At 72.7% G+C, this 18,239-nt stretch carries 22 protein-coding genes; 10 read left to right on the top strand and 12 right to left on the bottom strand.

The window, feature by feature from the left end:
• Positions 1-175: 175 nt before the first annotated feature.
• The 6 genes from ABZW30_RS32660 to ABZW30_RS32635 all read left to right on the top strand — a co-directional run bounded on the left by ABZW30_RS32660 (position 176) and on the right by ABZW30_RS32635 (position 6,110).
• Positions 176-1,321, top strand: coding sequence for an MBL fold metallo-hydrolase (locus tag ABZW30_RS32660; protein ID WP_355674835.1), 1,146 nt, complete (start codon positions 176-178; stop codon positions 1,319-1,321).
• A gap of 156 nt (positions 1,322-1,477) precedes the next feature.
• Positions 1,478-3,079, top strand: coding sequence for a TldD/PmbA family protein (locus ABZW30_RS32655; RefSeq protein ID WP_355674834.1), 1,602 nt, complete (start codon positions 1,478-1,480; stop codon positions 3,077-3,079).
• Positions 3,079-4,494, top strand: a complete 1,416-nt coding sequence (locus ABZW30_RS32650) for a metallopeptidase TldD-related protein (RefSeq protein WP_355674833.1) — start codon at positions 3,079-3,081, stop codon at positions 4,492-4,494. The genes ABZW30_RS32655 and ABZW30_RS32650 overlap by 1 nt, the downstream gene beginning before the upstream one ends.
• A gap of 32 nt (positions 4,495-4,526) precedes the next feature.
• Positions 4,527-5,075 carry an RNA 2'-phosphotransferase gene (locus ABZW30_RS32645; protein ID WP_355674840.1) on the top strand — a complete coding sequence of 183 codons (549 nt, stop codon included), beginning with the start codon at positions 4,527-4,529 and terminating at the stop codon, positions 5,073-5,075.
• A 146-nt stretch (positions 5,076-5,221) separates the two neighbouring features.
• A complete protein-coding gene (locus ABZW30_RS32640; RefSeq protein WP_355674832.1) occupies positions 5,222-5,605 on the top strand; it encodes a DUF3099 domain-containing protein in 384 nt (127 codons plus the stop codon).
• Between the two features lie 265 nt (positions 5,606-5,870).
• Positions 5,871-6,110, top strand: a complete 240-nt coding sequence (locus ABZW30_RS32635; protein WP_355674831.1) for a hypothetical protein — start codon at positions 5,871-5,873, stop codon at positions 6,108-6,110.
• On the opposite strand, the gene moaA is transcribed toward ABZW30_RS32635, so the two are convergent.
• From moaA to ABZW30_RS32615, 4 genes are all read right to left on the bottom strand, one after another.
• The gene (gene moaA / locus ABZW30_RS32630; RefSeq protein ID WP_355674830.1) at positions 6,107-7,096 is read right to left on the bottom strand and encodes a GTP 3',8-cyclase MoaA; all 990 of its coding nucleotides are present in this window, start codon (positions 7,094-7,096) and stop codon (positions 6,107-6,109) included. The genes ABZW30_RS32635 and moaA overlap by 4 nt on opposite strands.
• A gap of 78 nt (positions 7,097-7,174) precedes the next feature.
• The gene (locus ABZW30_RS32625) at positions 7,175-8,794 is read right to left on the bottom strand and encodes a cation acetate symporter (RefSeq protein WP_355674829.1); all 1,620 of its coding nucleotides are present in this window, start codon (positions 8,792-8,794) and stop codon (positions 7,175-7,177) included.
• Positions 8,791-9,147 carry a DUF485 domain-containing protein gene (locus ABZW30_RS32620; RefSeq protein ID WP_355674828.1) on the bottom strand — a complete coding sequence of 119 codons (357 nt, stop codon included), beginning with the start codon at positions 9,145-9,147 and terminating at the stop codon, positions 8,791-8,793. The genes ABZW30_RS32625 and ABZW30_RS32620 overlap by 4 nt, the downstream gene beginning before the upstream one ends.
• A gap of 261 nt (positions 9,148-9,408) precedes the next feature.
• Positions 9,409-10,452, bottom strand: coding sequence for a zinc-dependent alcohol dehydrogenase family protein (locus ABZW30_RS32615; protein WP_355674827.1), 1,044 nt, complete (start codon positions 10,450-10,452; stop codon positions 9,409-9,411).
• A 145-nt stretch (positions 10,453-10,597) separates the two neighbouring features.
• Between ABZW30_RS32615 and ABZW30_RS32610 the strand changes: the two genes are divergently transcribed.
• Together ABZW30_RS32610 and ABZW30_RS32605 are read left to right on the top strand one after the other, a co-directional pair.
• Positions 10,598-11,593 carry a DEDDh family exonuclease gene (locus ABZW30_RS32610; protein WP_355674826.1) on the top strand — a complete coding sequence of 332 codons (996 nt, stop codon included), beginning with the start codon at positions 10,598-10,600 and terminating at the stop codon, positions 11,591-11,593.
• 31 nt (positions 11,594-11,624) lie between these two features.
• Positions 11,625-12,428, top strand: coding sequence for an SURF1 family protein (locus ABZW30_RS32605; protein ID WP_355674825.1), 804 nt, complete (start codon positions 11,625-11,627; stop codon positions 12,426-12,428).
• Here the strand turns inward: ABZW30_RS32605 and trxA are convergent.
• Positions 12,425-12,766: a thioredoxin gene (gene trxA / locus ABZW30_RS32600; protein ID WP_355674824.1), complete on the bottom strand. Its 342-nt coding sequence runs from the start codon at positions 12,764-12,766 to the stop codon at positions 12,425-12,427. The genes ABZW30_RS32605 and trxA overlap by 4 nt on opposite strands.
• Positions 12,767-12,769: 3 nt before the next feature.
• Positions 12,770-13,177 carry a MerR family transcriptional regulator gene (locus ABZW30_RS32595; RefSeq protein WP_355674823.1) on the bottom strand — a complete coding sequence of 136 codons (408 nt, stop codon included), beginning with the start codon at positions 13,175-13,177 and terminating at the stop codon, positions 12,770-12,772.
• 157 nt (positions 13,178-13,334) lie between these two features.
• On the opposite strand from ABZW30_RS32595, the gene ABZW30_RS32590 reads away from it, so the two are divergent.
• On the top strand, positions 13,335-14,096 hold the full coding sequence (locus tag ABZW30_RS32590) for an SDR family oxidoreductase (RefSeq protein ID WP_355674822.1): 762 nt from the start codon (positions 13,335-13,337) through the stop codon (positions 14,094-14,096).
• A gap of 56 nt (positions 14,097-14,152) precedes the next feature.
• Here ABZW30_RS32590 and ABZW30_RS32585 read toward each other — a convergent pair whose 3' ends face one another.
• Together ABZW30_RS32585 and ABZW30_RS32580 are read right to left on the bottom strand one after the other, a co-directional pair.
• Complete coding sequence (locus tag ABZW30_RS32585; protein ID WP_355674821.1) at positions 14,153-14,800, bottom strand: alkaline shock response membrane anchor protein AmaP; 648 nt, start codon at positions 14,798-14,800, stop codon at positions 14,153-14,155.
• Positions 14,797-15,429: a DUF6286 domain-containing protein gene (locus ABZW30_RS32580; RefSeq protein ID WP_355674820.1), complete on the bottom strand. Its 633-nt coding sequence runs from the start codon at positions 15,427-15,429 to the stop codon at positions 14,797-14,799. Before ABZW30_RS32580 ends, ABZW30_RS32585 begins: the two co-directional genes overlap by 4 nt.
• A 12-nt stretch (positions 15,430-15,441) precedes the next feature.
• Here ABZW30_RS32580 and ABZW30_RS32575 point away from each other — a divergent pair, with 12 nt between their 5' ends.
• Positions 15,442-15,702: a hypothetical protein gene (locus ABZW30_RS32575; protein WP_355674819.1), complete on the top strand. Its 261-nt coding sequence runs from the start codon at positions 15,442-15,444 to the stop codon at positions 15,700-15,702.
• 70 nt (positions 15,703-15,772) lie between these two features.
• Here the strand turns inward: ABZW30_RS32575 and ABZW30_RS32570 are convergent, their stop codons facing one another.
• From ABZW30_RS32570 to ABZW30_RS32555, 4 genes are all read right to left on the bottom strand, one after another.
• Positions 15,773-15,964, bottom strand: a complete 192-nt coding sequence (locus ABZW30_RS32570; protein WP_355674818.1) for a hypothetical protein — start codon at positions 15,962-15,964, stop codon at positions 15,773-15,775.
• 54 nt (positions 15,965-16,018) lie between these two features.
• The gene (locus ABZW30_RS32565) at positions 16,019-16,555 is read right to left on the bottom strand and encodes an Asp23/Gls24 family envelope stress response protein (RefSeq protein ID WP_355674817.1); all 537 of its coding nucleotides are present in this window, start codon (positions 16,553-16,555) and stop codon (positions 16,019-16,021) included.
• Between the two features lie 183 nt (positions 16,556-16,738).
• On the bottom strand, positions 16,739-17,545 hold the full coding sequence (locus tag ABZW30_RS32560) for an enoyl-CoA hydratase/isomerase family protein (protein WP_355674816.1): 807 nt from the start codon (positions 17,543-17,545) through the stop codon (positions 16,739-16,741).
• A gap of 231 nt (positions 17,546-17,776) precedes the next feature.
• Positions 17,777-18,010: a helix-turn-helix domain-containing protein gene (locus ABZW30_RS32555; protein ID WP_030059940.1), complete on the bottom strand. Its 234-nt coding sequence runs from the start codon at positions 18,008-18,010 to the stop codon at positions 17,777-17,779.
• Between the last annotated feature and the right edge of the window lie 229 nt (positions 18,011-18,239).

The raw sequence follows: 18,239 nt of genomic DNA, 5'->3' as shown, positions 1-18,239 counted from the left end.
CTAATCGTCGGGGGCCCGTCGTCGAGCCCCCGCCGGCCCGGGCGCCCGCCCCTAGGGGGGGGGGCGCACGGGAACAACACGGACCGACGCACCCGTTGCCCCCTCGGTGTCGGCCGACCCGGGATTGGCCGTACCCTTCCCCGAACAGTCCCGGCGAGGAACGAAGGCAGGGCGCATGACCAAGGCACGGCCCGGGAGCACCCACCGACGCGGACGACTGCTCACCCTGACCGCGCTGGCGGCGGGCCTGGGCGCCGCCGCCTGGTCGCTGCGCGACCTGCCCGCGGCGTTCGGGCGACGCCCGGACGGCGAGCGCGAGGAGCGGGTGCGCAACTCCCCGCAGTACCGCGACGGCGTCTTCCACAACGCGCCCTCGACCCTGGCCCGCGCCGCCGACGCCCCCGGTGTCGACCCCGCGACCGTCCGCCGGATGCTGTTCGACCGGGCCGGCCGCGTCCCCGCCCACCCGGTGCCCACCGTCCGCCCCGCGGCCGCGACCGGCCCGGCCGCCGAGGGCGTGGAGATCACCTGGTACGGGCACGCCTCCGCGCTGGTGGAGATCGAGGGCTCCCGCGTCCTGCTCGACCCGATCTGGAGCGACCGCTGCTCCCCCGCCGCGCACGTCGGCCCCAAGCGGCTGCACCCGGTGCCGGTCGAGCTGGAGGAGCTGCCGCCGGTCGACGTCGTGCTGATCTCGCACGACCACTACGACCACCTCGACATGGCGACCGTCAAGCGCCTGGTGCGCAGTCAGTCCGCGCCCTTCGCGGTGCCGCTCGGCATCGGCGGCCACCTGCGCCGCTGGGGCGTCCCGGAGCACCGGATCATCGAGCTGGACTGGGACGAGACCTGCACCCTGGGCGAGCTGGTGCTCACCCTCACCTCCGCGCACCACTTCTCCGGCCGCGGCCTCACCCGCAACACCACCCTGTGGGGCTCCTGGGTGGTCGCCGGCCCCACCCGCAAGGTCTTCTACACCGGCGACTCCGGCTACTACGAGGGCTACGGCCGGATCGGCGAGCAGCACGGCCCCTTCGACGCCGCGCTGGTGCAGATCGGCGCCTACGACGCGGCCTGGGCCGACATCCACATGACCCCCGAGGACGCCGTCCTCGCCCACCGCGACCTCAGGGCCGGGCTGCTGGTGCCGGTCCACTGGTGCACCTTCAACCTGGGCCTGCACCCGTGGGCAGAGCCGGTCGAGCGACTGCTCAAGGAGGCCAAGGCCCAGGCCGTCCCGCTGGCCGTGCCGCGCCCCGGCGAGCGGGTCGACGTGGACAACCCGCCGGAGCTGGACGGCTGGTGGGAGTCCGTCTCCTGACGGTCCGCCCCGGCGACGATCGAAGAACGCCACCGACCGAAACCTCGGCGCACCGGGCGAAATGCGCTGGCCGGAAACCCTGTGGACGGGAAATGATGCGGTGCGGGCGCTCCTGTGGGCACCCGCACCGTCACCCTCCGCGACCTGGGAGCCCGATTGCCTCCGATCCCTCCGGCCGACAGCGCCGGCGCCCCGCACGGACGCGCCGTCGACCCGCTGTTCCTCGCCCTCCCGCTGCGCACCCTCGCCGACGCCGCCCTCACCCGGGCCCGTGAACTCGGCGCGAGCCACGCCGACTTCCGCCTGGAGCGGGTCCGCAGCGCCTCCTGGCGGCTGCGCGACGCCCGTCCGGCGGGCACCTCCGACAGCGTGCAGCTGGGCTTCGCCGTCCGCGTCCTGCTGGACGGCGCGTGGGGCTTCGCCGCCGGGGTGGACCTGACTCCCGAGGCCGCTGCGAAGGTCGCCGCCCAGGCCGTCGCGGTGGCCCGGCTCTCCGGCGGGATCAGCCGGGCGGCCGGCTCCACCGAGCGGGTCGAGCTGGCCGACGAGCCCGTCCACCGGGACGTCACCTGGGTCTCCGCGTACGAGGTCAACCCCTTCGAGGTGCCGGACGCGGAGAAGACCGCCCTGCTCGCCGAACGCAGCTCCCGGCTGCTGGCCGCCCAGGGCGTCTCGCACGTCCAGGCGGCCCTGCTGACCGTCCAGGAGAACAAGTTCTACGCGGACACCGCGGGCACCATGACGACCCAGCAGCGGATCCGGCTCCACTCCGACCTGGAGGCCACCTCGGTCGACGAGCGCACCGGTGCCTTCGACTCGATGCGCACCCTGGCCCCGCCGGTCGGCCGCGGCTACGAATTCCTCATGGGGGTCCGGGGGTCGTCCCCCGGTGGACGGAACCTGACCGGCGGCGAGTGGGACTGGGACGCGGAGATCGCCGAACTGCCCGTCCTGCTGGCCGAGAAGATGAAGGCCCCGAGCGTCGAGGCGGGCCGCTACGACCTGGTCATCGACCCGTCCAACCTCTGGCTGACCATCCACGAGTCGATCGGCCACGCCACCGAGCTGGACCGCGCGCTCGGCTACGAGGCCGCCTACGCCGGCACCTCCTTCGCCACCTTCGACCAGCTCGGCACCCTCAGGTACGGCTCCGAGCTGATGCACGTCACCGGCGACCGCACCGCCGAGCACGGCCTGTCCACCATCGGCTACGACGACGAGGGCGTGGCCACCCAGGCCTGGGACCTGGTCAAGGACGGCGTCCTGGTCGGCTACCAACTCGACCGCGGCATGGCCAAGTCGAAGGGCTTCGAGCGCTCCAACGGCTGCGCCTTCGCGGACTCCCCGGCGCACGTCCCGGTCCAGCGGATGGCCAACGTCTCGCTCCAGCCCGCCGCCGACGGCCCGGACACCGGGGCCCTGTTCGCCGGGGTGGAGAACGGCCTGTACATCGTCGGCGATCGTTCGTGGTCGATCGATATGCAGAGGTACAACTTCCAGTTCACGGGGCAACGCGCCTACGCCATCAAGAACGGCGAACTCGCCGGCCAGGTCAAGGACTTCGCCTACCAGGCCACCACCACCGACTTCTGGGGCTCGATGGCGGCGGTCGGCGGCCCGCAGACCTACGTCCTCGGCGGCGCCTTCAACTGCGGCAAGGCGCAGCCCGGCCAGATCGCGGCGGTCAGCCACGGCTGCCCGTCGGCGCTGTTCCGCAACGTCAACGTGCTCAACACCCAGCAGGAGGCGGGTCACTGATGACCGCGACGCAGCCCCACGAACTCGTCGAGCTGGCACTCGGCCTCTCCCGCGCCGACGGCTGCGTGGTGATCGCCGACGAGGAGTCCACCGCCAACCTGCGCTGGGCCGCCCCCGGAAACAAACCCGGGGGCGCGCTGACCACCAACGGGGTCACCCGCAGCCGCCGCCTCACCGTGATCGCCACCGTGGCCGGCTCCGAGGGCACCGCCTCCGGCGTGGTCTCCCGCGAGGCCGTCACCGCCGAGGACGTCGAGGACCTGGTCCGGGCCGCCGAGGCGGCCGCCCGTGCGGCCGGCCCGGCCGAGGACGCCCAGCCGCTGGTCGCCGACCAGCCGCCCTCCCCGCACTTCACCCAGCCGCCCGCGGAGACCTCGATCGAGGTGTTCGACGCCTTCGGCCCAGCCCTCGGCGCGGCCTTCGCCCGCGCCGCCGCGCAGGGCGAGCTGCTGTACGGCTTCGCCCGGCACGAGATCACCACCAGCTACCTGGGCAGCTCCACCGGCCTGCGGCTGCGCCACGACCAGGCCACCGGCACGGTCGAGATCAACGCCAAGACCGCCGACCTGTCCGGCTCGGCCTGGGTCGGCGCCGCCACCCAGGACTTCAACGACATCGACGTCGAGGCCCTGCACACCGAGCTGACCAAGCGCCTCGGCTGGGGCGCCCGCAAGGTCGACCTGCCGGCCGGGCGGTACGAGACTCTGCTGCCGCCCTCGGCCATGGCCGACCTGATGGTCTACCTCAGCTGGTCCTCCGGCGGCCGCGACGCCCACGAGGGCCGCACCGTCTTCTCCAAGCCCGGCGGCGGCACCCGGATCGGCGACAAGCTCGCCGGCCTGCCGCTGACGCTGCGCTCCGACCCGCACGAGGAGGGCCTGGAGGCCGTCCCGTTCGTGCTGGCGCACCGCAGCGGCGGCGACGTCTCGGTCTTCGACAACGGCGAGCCGATCACCGCCACCGAGTGGATCCGCGAGGGCGTGCTGACCGGGCTGATCACCAGCCGCCACGCGGCCGGCCTCACCGGCCTGCCGCTGCGACCTGCGGTCGACAACCTGGTGCTGGAGACGGCCGGCCAGGAGTCCGCGCCGACCCTGGACGAGATGATCGCCCGCACCGAGCGCGGCCTGCTGCTCACCTGCCTCTGGTACATCCGTGAGGTGGACCCGGCGACGCTGCTGCTCACCGGCCTCACCCGGGACGGCGTGTACCTGGTGGAGAACGGCGAGGTGGTCGGCGCGGTCAACAACTTCCGGTTCAACGAGTCCCCGGTCGACCTGCTCGGCCGGATCACCGAGGTGGGCCGCACGGTGCACTGCCTGCCCCGCGAGTGGAACGACTGGTTCACCCGCACCGCGATGCCACCCGTGCGTGTCGCGGACTTCAACATGAGTTCGGTCAGCCAGGCCTCATAGCCACTGACCAACAGGGGGATACGAGAGACATGATGGACGAGAAGCGGCTGGTCAGAACGAGCAAGGTGCTGTCGCGCATCCTGCGGCACGAGCCGGAGCTGGTGGGGGTCACGCTGGACGAGTCCGGCTGGGTGCGGATCGACGCCCTGCTGGCCGCCCTCGCGGCGAAGGGCAGGCCGGTCACCCGGGCCGAGCTGGACCACGTCGTGGCCGCCAACAACAAGCGCCGGTTCGGCTACTCGCCGGACGGTCTCTCGATCCGCGCCAACCAGGGCCACACGGTGGCGGTCGACCTCGGTCTGACCGCCACCGAGCCGCCCCACGTGCTGCACCACGGCACCGCCGACCGCCACCTGGCGTCGATCTTCCGCGAGGGACTGCGCCCGATGGCCCGCCAGGACGTGCACCTGTCGGCGGACACCGAGACCGCGATCCGGGTCGGCGCCCGGCACGGCCGCCCGGTGGTGCTGACCGTGAACGCGGCCGCGATGGCGGCGGCCGGCCACGAGTTCCGGCTCAGCGAGAACGGCGTCTGGCTCACCGACGCCGTCCCCCCGCAGTACCTCTCCCGCCGCTCCTAGACCCGCCTGCGGCCGGACGGCTCCCCCATTCACGCCCGACCGGGTGGGCCCCGCCCACCCGGTCTCGTCGTGCCCGGCGCCCGGGCGTACCGTGAGGAGGCCGCGCGGCACGGCGCGCGGATGCGTGGACGAGGGCGGTAGGACACATGGGCAAGAGCGCCGACGGCGAGCACGTCTACCGGATCACGGGGGCTCGCAGCAGCCTCAGCGAGGACGTCCGGGGGCGTCAGCGCCGCTACGTCATCTCGATGCTGATCCGCACGCTCTGCGTGCTGCTCGCGGTGGTGCTGTGGGACGTCCAGCGGTGGCTGGCCCTCGCCGCGCTGGCGGGCGGCGTGCTGCTGCCGTACTTCGCGGTGCTGATAGCCAACGCGGGCCGGGAGCGGGCGCCGGGTCTGCCGAGCGCCTTCGACATCCCGCACGACACCCCGCTGATGCTCGGCCCCGGTGGTACGGGTGGGGCTGGTGCGTCGACTGGTACAGGACGTGCAAAGACCACTGGCACCGAAACTTCACAGGACGCGAACTGACCGTCCGATTCGTGGGGGTTGAGCCGGAATCGGCTCACTGAAAGCTCAAAAGAAGCTCAGATTAATCATGCAAGACCTCCCCATCCGAGGGTCTCGGCGTGACATACTGCGTACGCGCTCCGCATCCCCCGTCGGAGCGACGGACCGACGCCGGGCGGCTCCCCCCGTGGCTGCCCGGCGTCGCCATGCCCGGATCCGGACGGGCCGACGCCACGTGAAAGACTGACGGCGACGATCGACCCGCCGAGCTCCGAGGACGACCCCGATGGACACGTCGCAGACGCCGATCTGCTCCGCCAAGGGCTGCCGGGCGGACGCCCACTGGGTGTTGGTGTGGAACAACCCCAAGCTGCACACCCCGGACCGCCGCAAGACCTGGCTGGCCTGCGAGGAGCACCGCGAGCACCTGTCCCAGTTCCTGGGCGTGCGCGGCTTCCTCAAGGAGGTCGTCGCCTTCGCCGACTACCCCAGGCCCCCTGAGGGGCCCGAGACCGAGCAGCCCTAGCCCCCGATCGCCGACATCGGCCGCTCGGGCTGGTGGAACTCCGGGTCGTCGATCCCGGCCCCGGCCTTCTTGCCCCACATCGCCGCCCGCCACAGCGCGGCCAGCTCCGCGTCGTCCGCCCCCGAGCGCAGCGCGGTGCGCAGGTCGGTCTCCCCGGTCGCGAACAGGCAGTTGCGCACCTGCCCGTCGGCGGTCAGCCGGGTCCGGTCGCAGGCCCTGCAGAACGGCCGGGTGACCGAGGCGATCACGCCGACCCGGCCCGGCCCGCCGTCCACCAGCCAGCGCTCGGCGGGCGCCGCGCCCCGGCCCGCGGACGGCTCCGGGGTGAGCGTGAAGCGGGCGGCCAGCAGGTCCAGGATCTCCGCCGCGGTGACCATCGACGAGCGGTCCCAGCCGTGCTGGGCGTCCAGCGGCATCTGCTCGATGAAGCGCAGCTCGTAGCCCCGCTCCAGGCACCAGGCCAGCAGGTCGGCCGCCTCGTGGTCGTTGACCCCGCGCATCAGCACCGCGTTCAGCTTCACCGGGGCCAGCCCGGCCGCCTCGGCCGCGGCCAGCCCGTCCAGCACGTCCTGGTGGCGACGGCGGCGGGTGAGCGTGAGGAACACCTCGGGGTCGAGGGTGTCCAGCGAGACGTTGACCCGGTCGAGCCCGGCCTCGTGCAGCGCCGTCGCGGTGCGGGCCAGTCCGATGCCGTTGGTGGTCAGCGACAGTTCGGGGCGCGGCTCCAGCTCCGAGCAGGCGGCCACGATGGCGACCAGCCCGGGACGCAGCAGCGGCTCGCCGCCGGTGAAGCGGACCTCGCGCACGCCCAGGTCCCGTACGGCCAGGCCGACCAGCCGGACGATCTCCTCGTCGGTCAGCAGGTCGGGCTTCGCCAGCCACTGCAGACCTTCCTCCGGCATGCAGTAGGTGCAGCGGAGGTTGCACCGGTCGGTCAGGGAGACCCGCAAATCGACGGCCTGTCGTCCGAAGGTGTCGAGCAGCACGTGCGTCCCTTCCCGAAATGCGGCCGGCCCGGCCACCGTCGCGGCGGGGGCCGGGCCAGCATAGTCATCACGGGACGATCAGTGGGCGCCCAGCCCGGTGAGCGAGCGGACCTCCAGTTCAGCGTACTTCGCCGGGTCGGGTCGCTCCTTGGACAGCAGGGTGCCCAGCCAGCCGGCCAGGAAGCCGATCGGGATGGAGACCAGGCCGGGGTTCTCCAGCGGGAACCAGTGGAAATCGGTGTTCGGGAAGAGGGAGTTCTTGCCCCCGGACAGCACCGGGGAGAACACCACCAGCGCCACCGAGGAGATCAGGCCCGCGTAGACCGAGCTGACCGCGCCGGTGGTGGTGAAGCGCTTCCAGAACAGCGAGTAGAGCAGGGTCGGCAGGTTCGCCGAAGCGGCCACCGCGAAGGCCAGCGCGACCAGGGCCGCGGTGCTGAGCTTGCCCGCGTAGAGGCTGAGCACGACGGCGACCGCGCCGATCCCGACGGCGGCCCACTTCGCCGACAGCACCTCCTCCTTCTCGCCGGCCTTTCCGCGCCGGATCACGTTGGCGTACAGGTCATGGGCGAAGGAGGCCGAGGAGGCCAGGGTGAGCCCGGCGACCACCGCGAGGATGGTGGCGAAGGCCACCGCCGAGATCACCGCGAGCATGATCGCCCCACCGGTGGTCCCGGAGCCGCCGCCGAGCTGTTCGGCGAGCAGCGGCGCCGCGGTGTTCCCGGACGGCGTCTTGCCCTCGACGGCCACCATTCCGCTGCGGCCGACCAGCGCCGCCGCACCGAAGCCGAGCGCCAGGGTCATCAGGTAGAAGACGCCGATGATGCCGATCGCCCAGAGCACCGACTTCCGGGCCGCCTTGGCGGTGGGGACGGTGTAGAAGCGGACCAGGATGTGCGGCAGGCCGGCGGTGCCGAGCACCAGCGCGATCCCGAGGCTGATGAAGTCGAGCTTGGAGGTGTCGCTGGCCCCGTACTTCAGCCCGGGTTCGAGGAAGGCCGTGCCCTTGCCGCTCGCGGAGGCGGCCGCGCCGAGCAGCTCCGAGGGGTTGAAGTGGTACTTGGCGAGCACCAGGACGGTCATCAGCGCGGCGCCGACGATCAGCAGCACCGCCTTGACGATCTGCACCCAGGTGGTGCCCTTCATACCCCCTATCACCACGTAGACGATCATCAGTGCGCCCACCGCGAGGATGGTCCAGCGCTTGGCGCCCTCCCCGGTGACGCCCAGCAGCAGAGCCACCAGCGCCCCGGCGCCGACCATCTGGGCGAGCAGGTAGAAGATCGACACCACGATGGTGGACACCCCGGCCGCGGTGCGCACCGGGCGCTGGCGCATCCGGAACGCGAGCACGTCCGCCATGGTGAACCGGCCGGAGTTGCGCAGCGGCTCGGCGATCAGCAGCAGCGCGACCAGCCAGGCGACCAGGAAGCCGATCGAGTAGAGGAAGCCGTCGTAGCCGTTGAGCGCGATCAGCCCGGCGATGCCGAGGAAGGAGGCGGCGGACATGTAGTCGCCGGAGATGGCCAGACCGTTCTGGAAGCCGGTGAAGCCGCGGCCGCCGGCGTAGAAGTCGGAGGCGCTGCGGTTCTGCCGCCCGGCCCAGACGGTGATGACCAGGGTGGCCACCACGAAGAGCCCGAACAGGGTCATGGTCAGGCCGCGGTGCTCGGTGGCGGAGCTGGCGAGCACGATCATTCGGCGGACTCCCGGGGAGCGTGGACGACGGCACCGTGGGCCTGGCGGATCGCGGCGGCGGGTGGGTCGATCCGCCGGTCCGCGTAGCGGGCGTACCAGGCGGCGATGGCGAAGGTGGTGACGAACTGCAGCAGCCCGAGCACCAGGGCCACGTTGACGCGCCCGAGGACCTTGGTGCCCATCAGGCCGGGCGCGTAGCAGGAGAGCAGGACGTAGAGCAGGTACCAGAGCACGAAGCCGATGGTGACCGGGAAGGCGAAGCTCCGGAACGAGCTCCGCAGGGTACGGAACTCCTCGCTGTCGTCGATGAGTTGGACTTCCGTAGGGGAAGTGGTGATCGGCGGCGAATCCACTCTGTCTCCTCACTCCTTCGGGTGCGTAGCGTCGCCCGAGTGGGGCGATCGAACGTGAGGGGTGTCACATGTCCGGTGCGCGCCGCGCAATGCTAGGAGCGTCGTGCCCGCCCCGAAAGGGGTTCACGGCGATCAGCCAGCCGTTCACCCCATCGCACTATCCAATTGGCTGAAAACCACCACTCGCGCCACTTTCCAACGCCGCCGCCCCACGCGAAAGGGGCGACACCGCCGGGCGGTGCCACCCCTTTTGACGATGCGTCAGAAGGCGATGCGGACCTTCAGCGCCGAGCGGTCGTCCATCGCCCGGTAGCCGTCCGGCACCCCGTCCAGGTCCACCGTGCGGTCGAACACGAGCCCGGGCTCGATGGCCCCGGACAGCACGTCCGGCAGCAGCTCGGGGATGTACGCGCGGGCCGGCGCGACGCCGCCGTTCAGCGAAACGTTTCGGCCGAACATCTGACCGATGTCGACGCCCGCGCTGCCGCCGTGCGGCACACCCACGTAACCGACCGAGCCACCGTCCCGGGCGATCGAGATCGCCGTCCGCATCGACTCCTCGGTGCCGACCGCCTCCAGCACCGCGTGGGCGCCCAGGCCGCCGGTCAGCTCCTTCACCGCCTCGACCGCCGCGTCCCCGCGCTCGGCCACCACGTCGGTCGCCCCGAAGCGCCGGGCCAGCTCGGTCCGGGCGGGGTGCCGGCCCAGCGCGATGATCCGGCCCGCGCCCAGCCGGTGCGCCGCCAGCACACCGCACAGGCCCACCGCGCCGTCGCCGACCACCGCGACCGTCACACCCGGACGCACCCGGGCGGAGACCGCCGCGTGGTGCCCGGTGGACATCACGTCGGACAGCGCCAGCAGCCCCGGCAGCAGCTTCTCGTCGCCCGCCGCCTCCTTCGGCAGCTTCACCAGCGTCCCGTCCGCGAACGGCACCCGCACCGCCTCGCCCTGGCCGCCGTCCGAGCCGACCTGCCCCCAGAACCCGCCGTGCGGGCAGGAGGTCTGCAGGCCCTCCCGGCAGAACTCGCAGACCCCGTCCGACCAGACGAAGGGCGCCACCACCAGATCGCCCTTCGCGAAGCCCCGGACCTCGGCGCCGGCCTCCTCGACCACGCCGAGGAACTCGTGCCCGATCCGCTGCCCGGCCGCCCGCTGCGCCACCCCCCGGTAGGCCCACAGGTCGCTGCCGCAGATGCAGGCGTTCACCACCCGGACCACCACGTCCGTCGGGTGCTGGATCGCCGGGTCCGGCACCTCTTCGATCCGGATGTCGTTGGGTCCGTGGATCACCGTGGCGCGCATGCGTTCTTCCTCACACAAATCCGGCCGGAGGGCCGGAAACGATCTCGACCAGGTGTACGACACCCCCGCCGACCACTCTATTCCGGCTCCCCGATCGCAACATTCCGACCGGCCCCGACCACCACGCCCCTTATCCTGTTGGACCATGCAACCGATCCAGCCCGAGACGTACGGCGCGCCGCGGACCGCCCCGGTCCCCGCCCAGCGCTCCGCCGCCCCCGCCGAGGGCTTCGCGGTCGTCGACGTCGAGACCACCGGTCTCGGCCGCTCCGACCGCGTCATCTCGGCGGGCGTCTACCAGCTGGACCAGGACGGTGAGGTCACCGACCACTGGTACACCCTGGTCAACCCCGAACGGGACCCGGGCCCGGTGTGGATCCACGGCCTCACCGCCGAGCTGCTCTCCTGCGCCCCGACCTTCCCCCAGATCGCCGACGAGTTCGCCGCGCGTCTGGAGAACCGTGTCCTGGTCGCCCACAACGCGCTCTTCGACTGGAACATGATCTCCCGCGAGTTCTCCCGGGCCGGCCGCCGCGCCCCGGTCGAGCAGCGGCTGTGCACCATGGTCCTCTCCCGCGACCTGCGCCTGCCGCTGCCCAACGGCAAGCTCGCCTCGCTCGCCGCCCACTTCGGCGTCCAGCAGCGCCACGCCCACAACGCCCTGGACGACGCCCGGGTGCTCGCCGAGGCCTTCCGCCCCAGCCTGCACCTGGCCCGTCTGGGCGGTGTGCCCCTCCCGCTCCAGACCTGCGTCGCGGTCACCGACCTCGGCGAGGACGAGCCCGACACCCCCGCCCGCGGCAACTGGACCGGGTCCCAGTACCGCCAGGCCAAGAAGCGCCCGCCCTGCCCGTACCCCAACCCCGGGCGCTGGGAGGACGGCAAGCCCCTGGTCCAGGGCATGCGGGTGGCCTTCACCGGCGACACCGCCACCGACCGCGAGGTGCTGGAGGACCGCACCGTCGAGGCCGGCCTGCACATCGCCACCTCGGTGAGCCGGCTCACCAGCCTCCTGGTCACCAACGAGCCGACCAGCTGGAGCGGCAAGGCCCGCAAGGCCCGCGAGGTCGGCACCCCGGTGGTCGGCGAGGACGCCTTCCTCCAGTTGCTGCGCGAGGTCGCCCCGCACCCCGGTGCGTGAGGCGGTTGTGAGGTCGGCGTACGGTTCCCATGTGTACCGTTTTCTGCTGACCCGGCAATGGCTGATCACCGTGCTGATCGCGCTGCTGCTGATCCCCGCGACGATCAAGCTGGGTTTCTGGCAGCTGCACCGCCACGAGGCGCGGGTGGCCCGGAACGAGCTGATCGGCAAGGCCCTCACCGCCTCGCCGGAGCCCTACGACACCTTGTCGCCGACCCCCAGCTCCGCAGTGCCCCAGGACGTCACCTGGCGCGCCGTGACGGCCACCGGGCAGTACGACCCGGCACACGAGTTCGTGGTCCGCAAGCGGACCGACTCCAACGGGACCATCGGCTACTTCGTCGTCACCCCGCTGAAGCTCTCCGACGGCAAGGGCACCGTCCTGGTCAACCGCGGTTGGGTCCCCTCCGGCGACGGCGCCACCGAGTACCCGCCCGTCCCGGCCGCCCCCACCGGCGAGGTCACCCTCACCGGCCGCCTGCGCCCCGACGAGACCGCCGGCAGCAGCGGCGGTTTCGTCAAGGACCGGGCCGGCCTGCCCGCCCGCCAGTTCAACCTGATCAACACCGAACAGCAGGCCAAGGAGACCGGCACCACCCTCCTCGGCGGCTACCTCGAACTCACCGGCACCACCCCGGCCCCGGCCGACCAGCCCCAGCTGATCCCCGAGCCCAACCACTCCGACATCGGCCCGCACATGGCCTACGCCATCCAGTGGTGGCTGTTCACCGCGATGATCCCGGTCGGCGTCTGGGTCCTCATCCGCCGCGAAGCCAAGGACCGCGCCAAGCAGGCCGCCGAACCCGAGGTCCCCCTCGACGCCCTTCCGGCCTAGAACACCTGGATCACACCCTCCAACTCCCGCAACAACCGCGCCTTCGCCCGCGCCCCCACCACCGACCACACCGGCTGCCCACCGCGGAACACCATCAGCGTCGGCATCGACAGCACCCCGTACGCCGCCTGCGTCCGCGGATTGCGGTCCACGTCCACGCTCACCACCCGCAGCCGGTGCGCCTCCTCCCGCGCGATGTCCGCCAGCACCGGCGCCATCATCCGGCACGGCGGGCACCAGTCCGCCGTGAAGTCCACCAGCACCGGCCCCTCCGCCGCCAACACCTCCGCGGCGAACGTCTCGTCCGTCACCGCCGGCACACCCGCGATCTCCACCATCGCCTACTCCTTCGTCAGTTCACACACCGGTGGCTGCTCGGAAGCCGCGAGCTCATCCCGCGCCCGCACCGCCCGCTCGAACTGCCCGGCCACCTGCTGCCGCACGTCCTGCAACTTCGCGATGCACTCGTCCAACTCGGCCAGCTTCCGCCGGTACACCTCCAGCGAGGCCGGACACGAATCCCCTTCCGGGTGCCCGGCCCGCAGGCACTCCACGAACGGCCGGGTCTCCTCCAACCCGAACCCGAAGTCCTGCAGCATCCGGATCTCCCGCAACAGCCGCAGATCCCCCTCGTCGTACGCCCGGTACCCGTTGCCCGCCCGCCGGGCCGGCAACAACCCCAACTGCTCGTAGTACCGCAACGCCCGTGTGGTCGTCCCCGCCCGCTCCGCCAACTCCCCGATCCGCACGCCGAACCACTCCTCCCGTACAGCCGCTGACGACCGTAAACCTTGCCGCACACGTCAACGCCAGCCACACCCCCTCCCCCCCGGAACCGCCCCGCACCCACCCTCCCGAGGGCCCACCCACCGCACAGACACCCCCACAGCCCGGCAAGATGTCCGCATGGATCTAGGACTCAAGGACAAGGCCTACATCGTCACCGGCGCCACCCGGGGCCTCGGCCTCGCCGCCGCCCGCGAACTCGCCGCCGACGGCGCCCGCGTCCTCATCAGCGGCCGCACCCAGCAGCCCGTCGACGCCGCCGTCACCGAACTGAACACCCTCGGCACCGCCCACGGCCTGGTCGCCGACAACGCCGCCCCCGACACCGCAGAACGTCTGATCGCCGAGGCCCACGACCGCTTCGGCCGCCTCGACGGCATCCTGATCAGCGTCGGCGGCCCCCAGGCCGGCCCGGTGGAGACCACCCCCGAGTCCGCCTGGCGCGACGCCTTCGAATCGGTCTTCCTCGGCGCCCTGCGAATCGCCCGCACCGCCGCCGCCGATCTCCGCTCCGGCGGCGTGATCGGCTTCGTGCTCTCCAGCTCGGTCCGCCAGCCGATCCCCGGCCTGGGCATCTCGAACGGCCTGCGCCCCGGCCTGGCCATGGCCGCCAAGGCCCTCGCCGACGAACTCGGCCCCCGCGGCATCCGGGTGCTCGGCCTGCTCCCGGCCCGGATCGACACCGACCGGGTCCGCGAGCTCGACTCCCTCACCCCCGACCCGGCGGCCGCCCGCGCCCAGCACAGCGCCGACATCCCGCTCGGCCGCTACGGCACCCCCGAGGAGTTCGGCAGGGTCGCCGCCTTCCTGCTCTCCCCCGCCGCCTCCTACCTGACCGGCATCATGGTCCCGGTCGACGGCGGCGCGCTCCGTTCCCTCTAGGGCGTCCGGCGGATCTTGCCGGGCAGGCCCTGGGCACGCCCTGAGGACGCCCCCGCCTACACCACCCGCGGGTGCCCCCGCCGACGCCGACGGAACCAGTGCCGGCGCTCGACGGGGGCCCGCTGCAACACCCGGATCCGCAGGTCGGCCGGCAGCTCCGCCAGCCCCAGGCTCCCCAGGGCATCCGTCCGGGGCCCGTCCTCGAAGTGCTCCACCAACCCGACCGGATCCCCACCCGGCGTCAGCCGTACGGCCCCCCGCAGCCGGGGATGCCGCGGCGCCCGCACCAGCCGCACTCCCGCCCGCTCGACCTCCGGCAGCACCGCCGTCCCGTTCTCCAGCGCCTCCTCCAGCGCCCGCGCACTCACCCGCAGCCGCAGTCCGCCCACCCCCGGCGTGGGCACCGCGATGCTCGACAGCCCGGTCCGCCGCAGCTGCGCCACCAGCCACCACGCCATCCCGACCACCAGCACCGAGAGCACCCCGATCACCGTCGGCCACCACCAGGACGAACCGGCCCACCGCCACCGCGACGGCTCGCTGACCACCGGCTGGTCGGGCGAGGTGAGCGGCCACCAGCTCGGCGGATCCACGCCCAACCGCCGGTACAGGTCGAGCCCACCGGCGAGCACCAGCACCCCGCACCCCAGCACAACGACCCCCACCACCCCCAACAGCACCCGGTTGACGATCGTTCGAGTCACCCCGCCACCCCCTCCCCCACCCCACCGACGCCGCCACCGGCGGCCCCGCCGGCACCCCCAGCGGCACCCCCACCGGCCACCTGCCACCCCGTCGTCCGAACATCCAGTCGCAACGGCCGCGCCAACCCCACCCGCTCCAACTCCTCCCGCAGTTGCCGCTGCACCAACGCCGGATCGGCCGACCCGCTCACCGCCACCCGGATCCTCCGCCGCCCCACCCGGCTCCGCAGGTGGTCGATGCCGTCCAGCCCCGCCGCCCGGTCCGCCAACAGATGCCCGATCCCGCTCTTGTCGATGGCCGCGCTCGTCCCCCCGTACGGCCGCAGCACCAGCCACCGCCGCAGCCCGGGCGCGATCGCCAGCCAGAGCAGCCACCCGCCGAGCAGGGTCGCGCCCCCCGCCCCCACCAGCACCCACGGGTCGTCGAGGTGACGCGTCGCCAGCTCGTCCGCGATCTGCGCCCGCCACCGCTTGGCCGGCTGCCCGGCCCGCACCGCGATCACGTCGTACAGCAGTGCTCCCGCCACCACCAGCACCACCGTGGCGACCAGCGCCGCCGCCCCGGCCCGGGTCGCCCGCAGCCTGGGCACCTTCCGTACGGCCTCCGGGGACTCCTGATCGCCGCTCACAACGCTCCCCGGATGACCAGCTTCTCCACCACGACGACCACTTCGGACACCCTGGTCCCGGTCAACCCCGCCACCTGTGCCCCGACCCGCTCCCGCAGTCCGGTGGCCCACCTGGCGAGGTCGGCCGGAAACGGCAGCTCAACGGCCACCCGCACGGTCACCGTGCTGCCCAGCACCGCCACCGACACCCGGGGCGGCGCCCCCTTCGCCGACCGCCCGGCCCAGACCTCCGCGAGCAGTTCCCGCGTGACCTGGTCCGCGATCCGGGCGTAGACGCGCTCCGAGACCCGCAGTCGCCCCCGCCGACCCGGAACAGCAGCGTCGGCGGACCCGGGGGGCCTCATCAACGCCGCCGGTCACGGCCGCGGAGCAGGTCCCCGAGGTCACCCAGATCGATGTCGCCCTCCAGCAACCGGCCGACCACGAAGCCGACCAGCCCGAGCGCCGCCACCAGCAGGAACGCCGCGAACCCGCCGAAGTACCCGGCGAAGCCGAGGGCCATGCCCACCACCAGGCCGACCATGGCCAGGTCCATCCGTTACTCCCTCGTCCTCCGCCGAACACCCTGGCCGATCCCCGCGGCCGGGTGTCACTTGAGCTTGGGCCGCTGCCCCGGCGCCGTGATCGGCTCCTCTTCCTCCTCGAACTCCGGTTCGTCCGGGAGGTGGACGTCGTTGACCGCGATGTTGACCTCGACGACCTCCAGGCCGGTCATCCGCTCCACCGAGTCGATGATGTTCTCCCGCACCTGCCGGGCCAGTTCGGGGATCACCACGCCGTACTCGACCACCAGGGCGATGTCGATCGCGGTCTGCTTCTCGCCGACCTCGGCCTTGATGCCGCGGCCGATGCTGGACTTGCCGCCGGGCACCCGGTCCCGCATCGCCCCGAAGGTACGGGCCAGCCCCGACCCCAGGGCGTGGATGCCGGAGACCTCCCGGGCGGCCATCCCGGCGATCTTCTCGACCACCCCGACGGCCAGCACCGTCCGGCCGCGCTCGCTGACGGAGCGACCGCCGTCCCCGCCGCCGCCCGTACCGGAGCCGGGCTTGGCTCCGGGCGGACCGGGGGTGGGGGCGTTGCCGGGGCTCTTGTGCAGGGTCGCGGGCGTCGGAGTGTCAGGCATGGGGCGCATCTCCCGTCGTACGGCTCCAGCTATATCGCAAACCTCTCCAACTCTGACATTTCGCCACGTTCCCCGCCCGCCGGGAGCACCACCGGGACCACCGCCGGGAGCAGTCCGGGGAACGCCGGAGGCCCGGCCCCGGGTGTTCCCCGGGGCCGGGCCTCCCACGAACGGCCTACCGGCTCAGTCGCCGATCCCCGCGAGCTCCCGCAGCCGGCGCGCCTGCGCGGCCCGCTCGGCGGAACGCTGCTCGTCGAAGGAGCGCCCGGAGGCCCCCTGCAGCAGCGCCTTGGTCTCGATGACGGCGCCGCGCGGCGCGGCCAGCAGGGCGGCGGCCAGGTCACGGGCGGTGGCGTCCAGCTCGGCACCGGGGACGGTCACGTTGGCCAGCCCGATCGCGGCGGCCTCCTCGCCGCCGACCCAGCGGCCGGTCGCGCAGATCTCCAGCGCCCGGGCGTAGCCGACGAGTTCGACCAGCGGCTTGGTCCCGGCCAGGTCGGGGACGAGGCCGAGCGAAGTCTCCTTCATGGCGAACTGCACGTCGTCGGCGACCACCCGCAGGTCGCAGCCGAGGGCGAGCTGGAAGCCCGCGCCGACGGCGTGGCCCTGGACGACGGCGATGGAGACCAGGTCGGAACGGCGCCACCAGGTGAAGGCCTCCTGGTAGGAGGCGATGGTGTCGTCCAGCTCCTTGTCACCGGAGCCCGCGAGCTGGAGGAAGGTGGGCTCGCCGGGGATGCCCTCGGCGGTGAACATGGCCCGGTCCAGCCCGGCGGAGAAGGAGACGCCCTCGGCGCGCAGCAGCACCACCCGGACGCTGCCGGGCAGTTCGCGCCCGGCGGCGGTGAGGGCGCGCCAGAGCGCGGGCGACTGGGCGTTGCGCCGCTTGGGCTGACAGAGGGTGACGACGGCGAGTTCGCCGTCGATCTCCAGGCGGACGCCGTCCCGCTCCCAGCTCGGGGCCTGCGGGTCGGTGGCGGGGGCGGTCATGCGGGGACCTCCGGTGGCGAGGGACTTGGCTACCGGAGAGTAACAAACCTGGGCGCGCGTGGGCAGGGCCCAGGTCCGAAAAGATCGACGGGGCCGGGAGCCCGGGGATCCGGACATGACGATCGGCGGCCGGCCCACTCGACCCGAGGGCGGACGCCCAGCTGCGGTCAGCCGTCGTCTCCCCGGTCGGCGCCGTGCCGCCGCGTCATCCAGCCATGGGCTGATGGGCCGTCAGGAACCGGCCCCGGCAGTCGCCTTGTTCTTGCCCCGCGTGGCACCACCGCGGCCCCGGAGGATCACTCCGGACTCGCTCAGCATCCGGTGCACGAAGCCGTACGAACGACCGGTCTCCTCCGCGAGAGCGCGAATGCTCGCCCCGGAGTCGTACTTCTTCTTGAGATCGGCCGCGAGCTTCTCACGCGCGGCACCGGTCACCCGGCTGCCCTTTTTCAGAGTCTCGGCCACCCGTGCCTCCTCGTAGCGTTGCTCGGTCAGATTCCCATGATCACCCATACACCGCGTCCTGGCCACCCATTCGACAAGGTCGATGTCGCAAATGCGTGGTCCTGCGGTGGTGATCCGAGCGCACCAGGGCGCTCACGCAGAGTGCACGCCCCCGGGTGGGTGCCGCCGTTCGCCGCGAAAGAGCTGATCAGCAGCGTCGGCCCGACCACGATCGAGTGGCGGGCCGACG

It is taken from the genome of Kitasatospora sp. NPDC004669 (assembly GCF_040609455.1).
Lineage (GTDB): Bacteria > Actinomycetota > Actinomycetes > Streptomycetales > Streptomycetaceae > Kitasatospora.
The sequence above is the reverse complement of the archived record's forward strand: the minus strand, read 5'-3'. Positions and strand labels throughout refer to the sequence as shown.